A 15,907-nucleotide genomic window follows, 5' to 3' on the forward strand; every position below is an offset into this window, starting at 1 on the left:
TTTTATCAGAGGAATATGGCTGTAAGTCTTATTGATGTTATATTGATTATACCTCCTGCGAGTCGGAATTTGCGAGAATGATCTGAACTTGTCTGAAGAAACCGGGATTAATCTGTTATTTACTAGTTTTATACATTTTTACCCTTCTTTTAATTATTTGTTGCAAGGTCATTTTTTTGAAACCTATAGCTTTGCTTTATAACCAATTGGCGAATGGCTAGCGCATTCCTAGGAATGCTCCGAGAAAGGAAATAATGAATCTTTAGCAATGCAACTTGTATTTTTTTGCCTACAGTCAGCAGGCTAGTAATAACCAATTCGTTTAAATAAATAACCAAGTACGCGCCTCTAGGGGCAAAAAGACATTTATCTCAGATAAGATTATGAACAGAAATTATGTGTCTTCTTTCTTTTGTTTTCCTAAAGAAAGGAACAGGAAAGTGAAGTGGTTGTTAATGGCTTCCATGTTAATGTCCATTGGACGGCTGTCTGCCCAAGAAAAAGTCGTTCATGGAAAGATTGTAAGTGATCAGGGAAAACCGATTATCGGGGCATCGATCAAAGTAAAGGATAAAGCCCTAAGTACATCAACCAACGATAAAGGCGAATTTGTACTCAAGCTCAATCCGGGCGAAACCATTATTGTATCCAACGTAGGGTATAATCATGTCGAATATGTAATCGGCAACTCTTCAGAAATCAGTATCCCGCTTGTCTCTTCGGAAATCGCAGTAGATGAGGTTGTGGTGGTGGGCTATGGTAAGCAGAAGAAGGTGGATCTGACCTCTTCTATTGCCGTGGTGGACACCAAAGATCTTGTCAAAGTTCCCGGCGGAACAATTGCCACGCTTCAGAGTGCTGTACCCGGGGTGCAGGTAACCAATGGCGCCGTCCGCATCCGTGGTGTTGGATCCATTAACGGCACGGATCCGCTCTATGTGGTTGATGGGATGATCGGCGGCGCTATGCCGGATGAAAATAATATTGCCAGCATTCAGGTGTTGAAAGATGCTGCATCCAGCGCCATCTATGGTGCCCGTGGAGCCAATGGCGTTATTTTGGTCACCACAAAACGGGGTAAAGCGGGGGATGTAAAGCTCGATTACAATGCTTTCGCCGGCATCAAAAATATTTCCCACAATGTCCCCCTGCTGAACGGACAGCAACTGGCCGAATTGATTAATGAGGAAATGTATAATAAAGATCCTTCGCGTAAAGACTATTTGGACGCTCTGTCTAAACCGTCAGCCATCGGGCAAGGGTATAATATGATGGATGAACTGTTACAGACGGGAAATTATCAAAGGCATAATCTCTCGGTCTCCGGTGGTTCTCAAAATGCCAATTTTCGGCTGAGCGGTATTTATGCAACAGATAAATCCATTATTATTCAGGACAAGAATAAGTATTATGGAGCCCAATTCATCTCTGATTTTACCAAAGGAAAACTTAAGATAGGCGAAACACTTTCCTTAGGCTATACCCGCCGCAACTGGAGTGACAAAAATATCATCGATGCGCAAAAGTGGTCCTCCACATTACCGTTATATGATGCCAACAGTAGCACCGGATTTGCAGGAGCAGGGAATGGAACAGATGTACAAAGTGCTTTGGCAAATGCTTATCTTAATAAAAATGTCAATGATAATTTTTCGGTAAACGGCAATGCTTGGGCTACCTATGAGATCATCAAAGGACTGATTTATAAGTTTAATATGGGCGTAGATCTTAGCCGTGTACGGAATGAAGGCTATATCGGTAACTACTCCGTTGGTCAATATCAGAACCATAGCCCGGATGAACTCAATATTTCCAGCAGTCAGAATAATCGTTGGCTATTTGAAAATACGCTGACTTACGAAAATAATTTTGGTAAACATGCGATTTCGGCTTTGGCAGGGATCACCTCGGAAGAATCGCGATACAATGCTGTAAACGCAGGTGCCCGCGGTTTGCCCAGTCCAGATGTTTTGATACTCAATTCGGCTTCCTTGGCAAGTTCCCGCCTGGTGGGCTCAGGTGTGGGGCAGTCGGCCATGTACTCCATGCTGGGACGTGTTAACTATAATTATGACAATCGTTACCTCCTGACCTTTAACATGCGGCGCGATGGATCGGCCAACTTCAGTAATCAATACCGCTATGGAAATTTTCCTTCGGTATCGGCAGGATGGCGGATCAGTCAGGAATCCTTTCTGAAAGCATTTCCCGCTATCAGCGAATTGAAGCTCCGTGGTAGCTATGGGCTCCTGGGTAATTCGGATATTGCGCAATATCAATATCAACGGACGGTTAGTTTCGACCATGTCTGGTATTACCTGAACAATGTGATGGTGACGGGAGCGCTGCCACAGACGCCTTCAAACCCGAATGTAAAATGGGAAAGTCAGTATTCAACTGACCTTGGTCTCGATCTCGAGCTCTTTGATCACAAATTGGCTTTGACGGTCGATTACTATAATAAGAAGACGGAGGACATGCTGATCAATGTACCCATTTCGTTCACTGCGGGCTACGTCAACAACTTCCCCGTGCTGAATGCCGGCAGCATACGAAACCGGGGCTGGGATATCCTGGCATCCTACAAAGATCAGATCGGTAATTTTGGCTATCATATCGGTGCCAATATTTCTTTTGTGAAAAACCGCGTCCTGAGCCTGGGTAACAATAATGAAATTCTATGGGGAAGTATTTCGCCTGGGGGAGAAAATGTCACCAGGACCGCCGTTGGCCGTTCGATAGGGGAATTTTGGGGCTATACCACTGACGGTTTATATACCAGTCAGGCACAATTGGATGCCGATAAAGCTTTTGCACCAAATGCAGCACTGGGTGATGTGCGCTTCAATGACCGAAATGGAGACAAGGTCTTAAATGATCAGGATAAGGACTTTCTGGGAAGTCCAATACCTGATTTTAGCTACGGTTTCAATGCGGATGTCAACTACAAAAGTGCCATTGGTACCTTTGACCTGTCGATGATCTGGCAGGGAAGCCAAGGAAACGATATCTACAACAATAGCCGCTACTGGGGCGAGGGAATGTATCATTACTACAATAATTTTGCCTCAACGTTGGATCGATACCGCGCAGAAGAACTTGTCTTCAAAAATCCGGTATCCGGTGAAACGACCGTTTATCCAAAAAATACAGATACCAATATTCCTCGTGCTGTACTCGGAGACCCGAATCAAAATTTAAGGGCATCTAACAGGTTTTTGGAGGATGGTTCTTATCTGCGGCTGAAAGTCGTCAACATTGGTTACAGTTTTTCAAGTCCGAGACTTGAACGCTGGAAGATCGACCGATTGCGGTTTTATGTCGGCGCAAAAAACCTACTGACCTTTACCAAGTACTCGGGCTATGATCCTGAGGTGGGATCGGGTGATACACGCTCCAATCTAAGCCGTGGTATCGATGGACAAACACCATGGGGACTGAGCTTCCCAAATTCAAGAGAGTATTTTATGGGGATTCAATTTACATTCTAACCACTTTATCGACATCATGAATAGACACTATATAAAACTAGCAGCTGCTGTTTTGTTGATACAGTTTTCGGGCTGCAAACCGAATCTGGATCTCTCCAACCCGCAGGAATTGTCGACAGACACCTATTATAAGACAGCAGATCAATTGGAAAACTCAGTCATACCTGCCTATCAGGCTCTAATCGGCCGTACGCAGGGGGGATATGCACGTAGTTTGTATTACGAACTTTTGGCTCCTGGGGACGATTATAACCATACCTTCAAATGGGAACCCATGTATCAGGATAGCTACAATACCCCTGCAAGCGATGGGATGACAGCCCAGACCTGGAGAGATTTTTGGAACGGTGTGTTTGCGGCTAATTTAGCCATCGACCGTATTCAGAAGTTTGAGGGCGAAATAGACCAGAATAGAAAGAATAGACTGTTGGGGGAAGCGCATTTTTTGAGAGCGCTGAACTATTTACACCTGGGAATGCTGTTTGGAGAAACCATTCCGCTAATGAATAAACCTGTTGAAACAAATGAAGATTATTATCCAGGCAACGCACCCACGGGTGCAGTATTTGCGCTGATTGTGGATGATTTTAAGAAAGCATCAGAATTGTTGCCAACGCGCGCAGCACTTTATGCCGACAGTAAAATGATCGGTAGGGCAACCAAAGGTGCTGCTCAGGCTTATCTAGCTAAAACTTACCTTTATAAACCCATCCTAGCAAAAGGACAAACCGCAGATTTTGCAAATGCCGAGATCCAATTGAAAGGCGTTATTGAAAGCAAGGAGTATCAATTGATGTCTTCTTACAGAGATAATTTTTTGGAAACGAAAGAGAATAATCAGGAGTCTGTTTTTGAAATACAGCTTTATAATGGTCCAGGTTGGCTAGGGGACGATATTTCGAGTTCATGGCGCTGGCAGGAAATCGGAATGTTTGACGGAACAGGTGGGGCCTGGTGGAATCTGGCGCCCAATAAAATGGCTCATGATGAATTTGAAGATGGAGACCCTCGTAAATATATGACCTTATGGTGCGAGAATGGCGCAAAGTTTACACAACTGGATGGTAAGGTCACGAACTATACAGACTGGATGAAAAACCTGGCGACCAATAAAGATTACTTTGGTACCCGGAAATATTGTCCGGATGTTCAGATAGCGGACTTTGATAATGGCAACAATGATCGTATTTTTCGCTATAGTGATGTGTTGCTACTGTATGCTGAGTGTCTCAATGAACGGGGGGATGTTACAGGAGCGAAACAATACATCAACCTGGTGCGTAAACGCGCCAATAATATCGTCCCCGATGAGCAGCCACACCTGTGGTACCAAAAATCCAATGGGACAATTCCCGATGTGGATGGGTTGCTCGCGCAGGGTTTAGTAAAAAATGGTGTTTCATTAAACACGGTCAAAAATATCATCGTACATGAGCGATTCGTCGAGTTCTTGGGTGAATATCAACGGTATTTTGACCTTCTGCGTTGGGGTATGGCTGATCCCGCCTGGCTGGAGCCTTTAAAGAAAGGGGGCTGGTCGCCAAAAGCCATGTACTATCCTTTCCCGCAGGCAGAACTGGACAATAACAAAAATTTGAAAGGGAATGACATGAACAATTGATCTGGGAAAATATATGTTTTTATTTATTCATAGTTAGTGTTAGGTGGAGGTGTCCTTTTTAGGGCACCTTTTTTGGGAATCAACCGAACAAAAAGAATCCTGTGTCGATATTGTACTAGTATTGATCGATTATGTAGTTTCTTTCCTAGAACAATACAGTTATTTTTGATTTTAGATAAAATAACAAATTATAAACCGAATGATTTTGTCCAGCAGTTTGGGCTCAAAGCATTCCGATCGAAGTTCAGATTACAATGGATAGAAGAACAGCAATTAAATGTCTCGGCGCGACTATTCCGAGCCTTTTCCTGAGTAAATTTAGCCTTGCCCAGGTTCATCTGGGAAAAGCTCCTTTTCATCCCAACTGGCGTTCACTAGAAAACTATCAGGTGCCTGAGTGGTTCAGGGATGCCAAATTCGGTATCTGGGCGCATTGGGGACCACAGTGTCAGCCCGAGCGCGGGGATTGGTATGCCCGGGGCATGTATCAGGAGGGGTCCGATCAGTATAATTACCACATCGAAAAATATGGACATCCTTCGGTGTTTGGCTTTAAGGATATTATTCATCAGTGGAAGGCCGAAAATTGGAATCCAGAAGAGTTAATGGAACTGTATCAAAATGCCGGAGCCCAATATTTTATGGCTTTGGCTAATCATCATGATAATCTGGATCTTTATCGCAGCAGTCATCATCAATGGAATAGTGTCAATGTCGGCCCCAAAAAAGATATTGTTGGCGGATGGGAACGTGCTGCTAAAAAGCGAGGGCTCAAATTTGGTGTGAGCGTTCACGCAGCGCATGCCTGGACCTGGTACGAAACAGCGCAACGAAGTGATAAAGCTGGAAAGTTTGCCGGAGTACCTTACGATGGGAAGTTGACAAAGAAAGATGGCGCAGGAAAATGGTGGGCGGATTACGATCCACAGGAACTCTACGCACAGGATCATGAGCCTAGTTTGGATAGCAAAGACGACAACACGGTTCATCGGCAGTGGCATTGGGATGTCGCCTCCGGCGTGAGCGTACCTAACAAAGCGTACTGTGAAAATTTTAAAGCACGCACGCTGGAACTGATGGACAACTACAAACCCGACATGGTTTACTTTGATGATACCGTCCTGCCACTCTGGCCGGTAAGCAATGTTGGACTGGAAATAGCAGCCGATTTTTATAATAAGAGCATGCAGGCAAATAAGGGTAAGGTCAATGTGGTCATCAACGGTAAAATCCTGAACGAACAGCAACGGAAATGCCTGGTATGGGATATCGAACGTGGACAGAGCAATACCATTGAACCGCACCCCTGGCAGACCTGTACCTGTATTGGTTCATGGCATTATGATCGACGGATTTACGATAATAATCACTATAAATCTGCCAAAACCGTTATTCATATGTTGATTGATGTGGTCAGTAAAAATGGTAATTTATTGTTAAGTGTACCCTTACGCGGTGATGGTTCTATCGACGACCGGGCAAAGGAGGTCGTCGAGGGAATAGGAAGTTGGATGGCGGTGCATAAAGAAGCCATTATCGGAACGAGACCATGGTTTATCTTTGGGGAGGGACCTGCACAGGAGGAGGCTCCGTCATTGAGTGTTCAGGGCTTCAACGAAGGAAAAGGAAAAGCTTTTACCAGCGATGATGTCCGTTTTACAACGAAGGGAAATGTTTTGTATGCCTTTATTATGGGAACAGCGACCGAAAAACAAATAAAAATTAAGTCATTAGGCCGTTCGGAACCGAATTCGAGAACAGTAAGGCGAATACAGATGCTCGGATGTGATGCTCGGATTTCATATCAGCAACTCGATAATGCTCTTCAAGTCTCCATACCCGATAGTTTGGCTCAAAACAATATCGCGATGGTATTAAAAATCACGTAAAGTTTTAATCTCTTCTGCTGCTAAAGCATGTTTTGTATGCTGGATAAAAAGTCCATGACCGTGTCTCGTGGGATAGCGAGGCAGGCTGTATGACTAAAACGTGCAATGTTGATGCCTATGAAGTTTCCCTTGCCATCGATGATCGGACTCCCACATTCGTCGGAATGAATACGAGAATCGTGGATAAATACGCGCGGAAAATTATCCCTTCGCAATGACTTTCCTTGAGGAATGTTGTTTGCAGGATGTGGATTTTCCCGAAGGTTCCATCTGGAAAGAATGATCTTCGTATGTAACTCGGTCACCCCGCGTCGGAAGTGAACTTGGAGTGTATCACCTGCATAAAATTGTTGCATCGCCGCGTTGATTTTAGCGGCGCTCGCTACATCATGACCGTTTAATGCAATTATTCCATCGCCGGCGCGCAGTCCAGCTCGGTCTGCAGCACCCATGCTGTCTACTTTTGTTAAGGTTGGAAGGCCTTGGATTTCCTGCATCTGTGCTTCGAAAGTTCCCGGGATGGGAATTCGTGGGAACGTTTGGGGCGACATGCCGAGGACTCCGCTTTTACGCTGATTGGCGGCAAGGAGCGACCACAACTTTATTCCGAGTAAAGAATCAGGAACGCCTTGTTCGGTTATCTTCGATGCAGTGACTGCTGGAAATTTATGGTCGCTCACAAGTGCTATCAGGTCGTTTTTTTCATCCCTGAATAAGATTTTCAAGGCATAGGTGCTGTTGTGAATTTCGGCGATTGGTGCGGCACCAACCTGGCTGCTTTTGGATAAGATCACCTGCTTATTGTTTGCCAGGTTAAATGCAGTGCCTAATATATACATGTTATTGCCATGTAATGTACTACGGATGGGGATAGACTGAACCTTTGTTTTGGGATCTTGTGCCGGTTTTTTGAGTCCCAATACCATGAGTTTTTTCGCTAAGGGATCGCTACCGATTGAATCAGTAGCAGTGGGATAGCTGTTAATTGCAACCGGGTGGGTCAGGGAGCGCCAATAGATGCGATAGCTGTTTACAGGTACCTCAAAATTGATGCCCTCTGCAGCATCGATACGGCTATGTAGACCAATTACGCGGCCTAAGGCGTCAAATAATGGACCGCCGGAATCACCCGGCTCCATGATACTGCTGCTTTGAATGAAACCATAGTCATCCATTTTTTTTAGAATGCGTCCAGCACGGAGAAAGGGAGTATTGAAGGGCAGCGTTTCAGGATAGGATAGTCCAAAGCAGCGTTGGTTTTCAGAGATGGTTGAGGACCAGCCCATCTCGGCAAAAGGCCAGGGGCCTTCGCCCTGCATCTTCATCATGGCAATATCGGGCAAGTTGGTCTGTTGGTCGACGACCAGACGTCCGAGCGCTTTGGCAAGCCCCTGCTTGCCATCAGGGAAAATCACACGATAGAAATTGCCAGGCTTCGTGGAATGCGCCACAGTGAGGATCGAACCATCCGGACACACGATGACTCCACTGAAAGGCGCACTGTTTTGTTGACCGCTCACACTGTCTATACCGAACATTTTTATGGAAGCAGCGAGCGCCCGGTCAATAATAGACCTCGGTATCTCGCGTTCAGCGGTCTGCTTGCGCTGTGCTAAGCAGTAATTGTCGCATGTGAATAAGCACAATATTGTCCAAATAATGAGGTATTGGAGGAAGGTGCTTTCAAGAAATTTTTTGGAATAAGGTGTCATATTGCAAATAGGTTGATTTATTGGATTAGGTTTTGCTTTGCAAAGCCACAGCTCAAAGGTAGCGGATTTGTTAACAGAAAAACAAGGGTAACGAAACAGTTCTGAATAAATTATTGACCTTGGCTTGTTTTTTATGCGGTTTGCTGAAAAATTTATGGCTTAATACACGAAAATTAAGAAAAAATAATAGGAAAAATCTAGAAATAGGTCGGCCATAGGAAGTATCCATTCTTTTTAGTTATCTTTGTCCACGAAAAGATTAACTGCTTGCTAAACCGATCTACCGATGAATTATACGAGCGAAAAAGAGCTGCTTGATGACTTTCTGAATGGAGAGGAGCGTGCCTGTGCGCATGTATACAACCGTTATTTTAGTCGCATTTGTTTATATGCATCGAACTTTGTGGATGAAAGTAAAGAAGCTGAAGATATTGCCGAAGAGGGATTTATCCGCTTGTGGCAGAGCAGGCGGCGCTTTGAAAGTTTATCACATCTGAAGGCAGCCCTTTATCAGGCTACGCGTCATGTAGGAATCAATCACCAGACCGCCCGGAAGCGAAGATTAAATCGGGTCGATAGTTATGTGGCGCAACAGGAGCCGGATCAAAAATCCCATTTGCATGAGCTTGTTTATGCCGAAACAATGGCCGAACTATACGATGCCATTCAGAAGCTACCTCCAAAAGCACGTGAAATTATTCAGCTGAGCTACCTCGCAGGCAACAGCAATCAGGAAATTGCGGATCTATTACAGCTAAATATTCAAACGGTAAAAAATCAAAAATTACGTGCCCTAGGCCTTCTACGTCAACATTTAACACGCGATTCCTTTAATTATTTGCTCTCGTTAATCGTTCTTTTTGGAAAAATTTAATTTTTTTTTATTGCCTTTGGTACTTTTTTTAATCGGTGTGGTATCTATAGATGAAATAGTTCGAAATGGATCCTAAAGAAGAAGAAAAACTTATTCATATCAGTTCGCTTGTCCTCCATGAAATGCGGGGATCGCTTAGCGACGAAGACCGCCTTTTTCTGGAGGGCTGGCTACAGGAATCCGCAATGAACAAACACATCTATCAACGCTGTCTGGATGAGGCGCAGCGGCGTAAAGGATATGCCAGTTTGCAGCAATTTGAAAAGCAACGTAATTTTGAGTCGATAAAAGCTAAACTTTCCTTCCGTTCTTCAAAGAGTAGGCAAGGACTAATGAAGCGTCTATGGCCTTACCTTGCTGCGGCAAGTGTGCTGTTGGCGCTTTCGGTTGTGTGGTATTGGAACCAGGATAACAGCCGACCCGTTCAAACCCATCTCGGCGCTGTAAATGACCGCCTTCCGGCTTCCCGTCAGGCGATTATAACGCTCTCAGACGGCAGACAATATGTTTTGAATAGGGACGAAAAACAAGTGGTTATCGATGGGAGCGGCATACGCTACGACGATGGTCACAAAGTGGCGTCGATCAATGCTGCGGTGTCTGCAAAAATAGAAACTCCGCGTGGCGGTACTTATGATGTCACTTTGCCCGATGGTACTCAGGTGAAATTAAATGCCGGAACAATACTTTCTTATCCAACGGTATTCGCAAAAGACAGACGCGAGGTCAGTCTCTGGGGCGAGGCCTATTTTGAAGTTAAAAAACGGAAAGATCAACCTTTTATGGTCCACACCCAAAATCAGCAGGTACAGGTACTTGGAACACACTTTAATATCAATGCCTATCCGACAGCAACACAGACAAAAACAACTTTGCTGGAGGGTAAAGTGCAGGTAAAGGAGCTTGTCAAAGGCCAAAAAGTAACCCTGCTGCCAGGCGATCAGTCGGTTAATACGGGAACGGAGCTGATTAAGCATCCGGTCAACATACAGCAGGAAATCGCCTGGATATACGGTAAATTTAACTTTGACGGGAAATCACTTCGGCAGGTTATGGATGAACTGTCCCGATGGTATGCAATTGATGTAATCTATAAGGGCGATGTACCCGATGTTTCCTTCTTCGGCGGAACATTCAGAACGAGTAAATTATCAACTATCCTGAAAATATTGAAAGACCAGGATCTGTCATACCATTTGACGGACGATGGTAAACTCATCATTGAAAAAAGTGATCCTAAAGAACAGAAAGGAGGGCAGTAAAAAACGTAAAATTATACATTACCATACATTATGAATTAACAAATTGGGCAGTGAATCCTATCATCTAAGCAATGGATCCTGCAATCTAACCTAACTAAACTAACTAGAATTAATGAAATTAAGTTGTTTTTCACAAGCGACAAGACCCTTTTTATGGCTACTTTTTGCTGTCTTAGTCCAGCTGGGCCATAAGGTAAATGCGCAGACCGTAACCTATGCCGGGCGCAATATTCCACTGATGGATGTGCTGCAGGTTGTCAAACTTCAGACGAACTATGAGGTGCTCGGAGCCAAAAAGATATTGGAATCGGCAAAGCCAATTTCAATTAAAGCAGACAAAATGCCCCTTAAATTATTTCTTGATAAAATTCTAATTCCGCAGGAAATCGGCTACACGATTGAATCCAAGACTATTTTCCTGGAAAAAAAAACAAGTTCACGGAGATCGGAGCCCAAAAGCCCTCCGCAAGGGGAAAAATCATTCCAAAGACAGATCCGGGGACAAGTGCTGGGAAAAGACCGGATGCCTCTTTCCGGAGTGAATATTTCACAGCTGGGCAATACCATCGCAGTAGCCGACCAAGAGGGACGTTTTTCCTTTGTTAGCACAATGCAACCGCTTACATTAAGTCGGGTTGGTTATAAAAACTTTACCCTCGCTTTGGTCGAAAACAAAGATGAATATAGCATTGTGATGGAAGAAGAGGCGAATGCACTGGAACAAGTCGTTGTTACTGGTTATCAGGTGCTAAAGAAAGATTCGTATACCGGAACTGCTATTACCAAAAGTGGCGATGAACTGCGGCAGGTCAATCCGCAGAATGTGCTGCAGGCTATGCAGGTGTTTGATCCATCATTTAAGATATTACCTAATAACTTAGCCGGGTCCAACCCAAATGCCCTGCCTAATATTAATGTGCGTGGGTCCTCGGCATTGCCCAGTGGAAGTACAGATGTTCTGAGACGTGATAATGTTACGACGACTATGAATTTGCCTGCTTTTATCTTGGATGGTTTTGAAGTGAGTCTGGAAAAAGTAATGGATCTAGATATGACACGCATTGAGAGTGTCACCACATTGAAAGATGCGGCTGCAAGTGCTATTTACGGCTCGCGTGCAGCCAATGGGGTAATGGTAATCGTTACTAAAGCTCCCAAAGATGGTAAACTGCAAGTCACATACACACATGAAACCAATGTCAACATGCCAGATTTGTCTGGCTATGACTTATTGAATGCACCAGATAAGCTCGCTTATGAGAAGCTTGCCGGGCTGTATGATGGGCAGAAACAACGTCAATCGCAGGACGTATTGGATGAACTATACTATCATAAACTCGCAAATGTGCTTGGAGGAATTGATACCTATTGGCTATCGCAACCTGTACGTACAGCAGTCGGGCAAAAGCATGGCGTTTTCTTGGAAGGTGGTGCGAAAACTTTTCGCTATGGTGTGGACATGCGTTATCAGACGCGTCCGGGCGTGATGAAAGGTTCGGGCAGAAACCAGTATTCCGGCGGATTAAATTTTAGTTACAATCCAAAAAATAAAATTCGTTTTCAAAATGAGCTCTCCATTACCGTCGTCGACGGCCGGGAATCTCCTTATGGTAGTTTTGAGAACTTTGTTAAAATGAATCCTTACTATAGACTGAAAGACGATCAAGGTAATATTACACAATTATCGGATCGTTGGATCAGGGTAGATCCTTCAGGAAATAGAAATGAGGAGTATGTCCTTAATCCTGCATATGACGCAACATTGAGCAGCTATAACAAATCGGGCTATACCGAATTATTGAATAACCTTTCTGCTGACGTTGATCTCGGTAAGGGGTTGCGCCTTAGGGGATTGCTTTCTTTGCTGAAACGGATGAATACGGGGGATGATTTCCGCTCGCCGCTGTCCAACGAGTTTTATTCTTACGAAACTTCAAGGGCAGATGAAAGAGGAAGTTATGGAAGTTATAGTAACAACGAATTGTATTGGGATGGAAATATACGTTTGAATTGGGACCGAAATATAGGGAAGCATTATTTCAATATGATTGCTGGTGCCAATATAAGAACAGAGAGTTATGATGAACGCTACTTCAAAGCGATTGGTTTTCCGAATGACCGCTTTACTGATATTGGTTTTGCGAAAGGTTATGAAGAAGGAAAAAGTCCGCAGACGAATGTGGGCGCTTCCCGTCTCTTTGGATCTTTCTTAAGTGGTAATTATAGTTATGACAACCGCTATCTTTTTGATGCAACCTTACGCATCGACGGTTCGTCAAAGTTTGGTGCAAATAAGCGGACAGCACCTTTTTGGTCAACAGGAATCGGTTGGAATATACATAATGAAAAATGGTTTGCGACAAAGGTGATCAGTCAGCTACGTCTTCGTGCTACTGTTGGGTTGACGGGGTCTGTTCAATTTGACCCTTATATGTCGCGCGTTACCTATTCTTATGATAAAAACAATTGGTACTCGTCGGGATTAGGAAGTACAGTACGTAATTATGGCAACGAGAATCTAGCTTGGCAAAGGACGCAGTCGGTGGACCTAGGTGTTGATATCGGCTTTTGGAGTAACAGATTGACGTTTTCATTGCGAAACTATAGTAAAATTACAAAAGATATTTTGGCGGACATTAATATCGCCCCTTCAACAGGATTTAGTTCGTATAAGGAAAATCTAGGCGATATGGAGAACAAGGGAATCGAGCTGGGCGTCAATTGGCAGGCGATTAAAACTGAGAAATGGACCTTGAGCTTGCTGGCTAATCTTGTACAGAATCGCAATAAAATCGTGCGTATTTCCAATGCATTGAAGAGTTACAATGAACGTGCAGATGATGAACAGCAGAAAGACGAATATAAAGCTGTTCCCTTGTTGCGCTATGAGGAAGGACAGTCAATGGACGCTATTTATGCTGTTCCGTCTTTGGGTGTAGATCCTGAAAGCGGACGGGAGGTCTTTGTAAAACGCGATGGCACCCTCACATATACCTGGGATCCACGCGATATTGCGGTAGTTGGGGTAGCGACACCAAAAATGGAGGGATCTTTCGGTGGTACCTTACGTTATCAACAGTGGATGTTGGTAGCCTATTTCCAAACGCGTATGGGAGGGAAGACCTATAACCAGACCCTCGTGGATCGCGTCGAAAATGCAGACCCACGCTACAATGTAGATGCTAGGGTGCTTGAAGAACGCTGGAAAAATCCGGGTGATCACACGTTCTTCAAAAGTATTGAAGATTTGGGACGAAGCGAATTGTCTTCTCGTTTTGTAATGCCAGACAATCTATTAGCATTGCAATCCCTGAATATCTCTTATGATGCGAAACAAGCTTTTGCAAATCGCTTGGCGCTGGCAAGTTTGCGTGTGGGCTTGATTGGCAACGATATATTTCGCTGGTCTAATGTGAAGGAGGAGCGGGGTATAAATTATCCTTTTGCACGATCTGTTACCTTAACGTTACAGGCTAGATTTAAATAAGGTTTGTTAAGATCAAGAATTTAGATTAATAGCAATCTTATTCGTGAACATTATTTCATACAGACGAACTAACATATGAAAAAGAAAAATATATTTATCGTTTTACTTTGCAGTATCTGCTTGTTTTCCTGCCAGAAGTGGCTTGATATACAACCCCAAAGTGAAGTTGAAAAAGACCTCCTCTTTACTACGGAAGATGGTTTTAAGGAGGCGCTATTGGGAATCTATACCCGCTGTGCTGGCGGAGATCTCTACGGCAAGGAATTAACAATCGGGACACCTGAAGTACTGGTGCAGAATTATACCATTCCAAACAATGATCCTCTTAATTATCAGAAGACAGCTCGATTTTTATACGATGATGGTGGCTTTAAAGATCGCAAGGACAATATCTGGAAAGGTTTATATCATGGGATAGTGAATGCAAATCTCTTGTTAGCCGAAATCGATGGGAAAAAAAATCTGTTTGTCGGGGACAACTACGCTTTGATCAAAGGTGAGGCGCTGGCTCTGCGTGCTTTCCTACATTTCGATGCTTTACGTTTGTTTGCTCCAGCGCCTATTGTGAATGCGCAGGCAGATGCAATACCTTATGTCACCAAATATTCGAATAAAACAACCCCTTTGAGCAAAGTATCAGTAGTGTTGGATTCTGTTATTGCGGATCTGAAGATCGCGAAAGATTTACTAAAGATAGATCCAATACGCACAGCTTCTTATGTTGTTGGGTATCCGACGGTAAGGGATACTTTGGCAAACTCAGAATTGAGCAACAGCAGTCTCTTTTTGCAAAATAGAAGACATCGATTGAATTATTATGCGGTATGTGGTGCTCTAGCCCGAGTTTATCTCTATAAGGGAGATAAACCCAACGCTTTAGCAAATGCCCTAGAGGTGATAGCATCTAAAAAGTTTCCCTGGACTAATAATACTGATTTTCAGTCCGTTAAGGAGGATAAGAAGGACCGAATTCTATACAAAGAGCTATTATTCGCCTGGTATATTCCTGGAATGAATCGAGAGTATAATCAAGAATGGTTTAGTACAGGGCGGATGAATCTGGATAAAGAAGAAGGGCGAACGATTTATGAAGTTGGTGGAAACGGTGGTGGCGATCTGCGTTATACCCAATGGTTCGGTTCGGTAAGTGTAGGCACTACGGCTTTAAGTTCGTTAGTAAAATACAATAGAAACACTTTCAGTGATGATTTTGAGGCCAATCTACATTATCTGATGGCGCCAGCGATCCGATTGAGTGAGCTTTATTATATTGCTGCGGAATGTAACTATGAAGGCAACCCGACTTTAGCGGCAGAATATCTGAATCAGGTACGTATACAGCGCGGCATAGGAGAACCTGCTGACGTATCAACGGCAACAAAATTCCGTACTGAATTATTGAAGGAATACCGTAAGGAGATGTATGCCGAAGGGCAGCTTTTTTATGCGTATAAGCGGTTAAACGCACCTATTATTGGAGAAAAGGGTACCGTCATTCCAGCAAACCAAAAAATCTTTGTATGGCCATTGCCGAGTGATGAAATAACTTATGGACAACGCTAATATAGAAA

Annotated in this window: 8 protein-coding genes; 7 read left to right on the forward strand and 1 reads right to left on the reverse strand. The window is 43.8% G+C overall.

All coding sequences use genetic code 11. The features are described 5' to 3' along the window. Positions 1 to 383 precede the first annotated feature (383 nt). The 3 genes from D7322_RS07920 to D7322_RS07930 all read left to right on the forward strand — a co-directional run bounded on the left by D7322_RS07920 (position 384) and on the right by D7322_RS07930 (position 7,001). The gene (locus D7322_RS07920) at positions 384 to 3,491 is read left to right on the forward strand and encodes a SusC/RagA family TonB-linked outer membrane protein (protein WP_121122988.1); all 3,108 of its coding nucleotides are present in this window, start codon (positions 384 to 386) and stop codon (positions 3,489 to 3,491) included. A 16-nt stretch (positions 3,492 to 3,507) separates the two neighbouring features. Beyond that, a complete protein-coding gene (locus D7322_RS07925; RefSeq protein ID WP_121122990.1) occupies positions 3,508 to 5,112 on the forward strand; it encodes a RagB/SusD family nutrient uptake outer membrane protein in 1,605 nt (534 codons plus the stop codon). A gap of 254 nt (positions 5,113 to 5,366) precedes the next feature. Continuing rightward, complete coding sequence (locus D7322_RS07930; protein ID WP_121122992.1) at positions 5,367 to 7,001, forward strand: alpha-L-fucosidase; 1,635 nt, start codon at positions 5,367 to 5,369, stop codon at positions 6,999 to 7,001. 20 nt (positions 7,002 to 7,021) lie between these two features. Here D7322_RS07930 and D7322_RS07935 read toward each other — a convergent pair whose 3' ends face one another. Continuing rightward, entirely contained in the window at positions 7,022 to 8,713 is a 1,692-nt protein-coding gene (locus D7322_RS07935; protein ID WP_121122995.1) for a trypsin-like peptidase domain-containing protein, read from the reverse strand. 286 nt (positions 8,714 to 8,999) lie between these two features. Between D7322_RS07935 and D7322_RS07940 the strand changes: the two genes are divergently transcribed. The 4 genes from D7322_RS07940 (at position 9,000) to D7322_RS07955 (ending at position 15,899) form a co-directional block, all read left to right on the forward strand. Then, entirely contained in the window at positions 9,000 to 9,587 is a 588-nt protein-coding gene (locus D7322_RS07940) for an RNA polymerase sigma factor (RefSeq protein WP_121122997.1), read from the forward strand. 65 nt (positions 9,588 to 9,652) lie between these two features. After that, positions 9,653 to 10,849, forward strand: coding sequence for a FecR family protein (locus D7322_RS07945; protein ID WP_121122999.1), 1,197 nt, complete (start codon positions 9,653 to 9,655; stop codon positions 10,847 to 10,849). A gap of 112 nt (positions 10,850 to 10,961) precedes the next feature. Further along, positions 10,962 to 14,336: a SusC/RagA family TonB-linked outer membrane protein gene (locus D7322_RS07950; protein WP_121123001.1), complete on the forward strand. Its 3,375-nt coding sequence runs from the start codon at positions 10,962 to 10,964 to the stop codon at positions 14,334 to 14,336. A gap of 75 nt (positions 14,337 to 14,411) precedes the next feature. Beyond that, positions 14,412 to 15,899, forward strand: a complete 1,488-nt coding sequence (locus tag D7322_RS07955) for a RagB/SusD family nutrient uptake outer membrane protein (RefSeq protein ID WP_121123003.1) — start codon at positions 14,412 to 14,414, stop codon at positions 15,897 to 15,899. The last annotated feature ends 8 nt before the right edge of the window (positions 15,900 to 15,907 follow it).

This window comes from Sphingobacterium puteale (assembly GCF_003627955.1).
GTDB lineage: Bacteria > Bacteroidota > Bacteroidia > Sphingobacteriales > Sphingobacteriaceae > Sphingobacterium > Sphingobacterium puteale.

What these genes read in the sequence shown, in the direction of transcription:
- D7322_RS07950 (WP_121123001.1), top strand. Translation starts at nt 10,962, where the DNA reads ATGAAATTAAGTTGTTTTTCACAAGCGACAAGACCCTTTTTATGGCTA.
- D7322_RS07935 (WP_121122995.1), bottom strand. Translation starts at nt 8,713, where the DNA reads ATGACACCTTATTCCAAAAAATTTCTTGAAAGCACCTTCCTCCAATAC.
- D7322_RS07940 (WP_121122997.1), top strand. Translation starts at nt 9,000, where the DNA reads ATGAATTATACGAGCGAAAAAGAGCTGCTTGATGACTTTCTGAATGGA.
- D7322_RS07945 (WP_121122999.1), top strand. Translation starts at nt 9,653, where the DNA reads ATGGATCCTAAAGAAGAAGAAAAACTTATTCATATCAGTTCGCTTGTC.
- D7322_RS07925 (WP_121122990.1), top strand. Translation starts at nt 3,508, where the DNA reads ATGAATAGACACTATATAAAACTAGCAGCTGCTGTTTTGTTGATACAG.
- D7322_RS07930 (WP_121122992.1), top strand. Translation starts at nt 5,367, where the DNA reads ATGGATAGAAGAACAGCAATTAAATGTCTCGGCGCGACTATTCCGAGC.
- D7322_RS07920 (WP_121122988.1), top strand. Translation starts at nt 384, where the DNA reads ATGAACAGAAATTATGTGTCTTCTTTCTTTTGTTTTCCTAAAGAAAGG.
- D7322_RS07955 (WP_121123003.1), top strand. Translation starts at nt 14,412, where the DNA reads ATGAAAAAGAAAAATATATTTATCGTTTTACTTTGCAGTATCTGCTTG.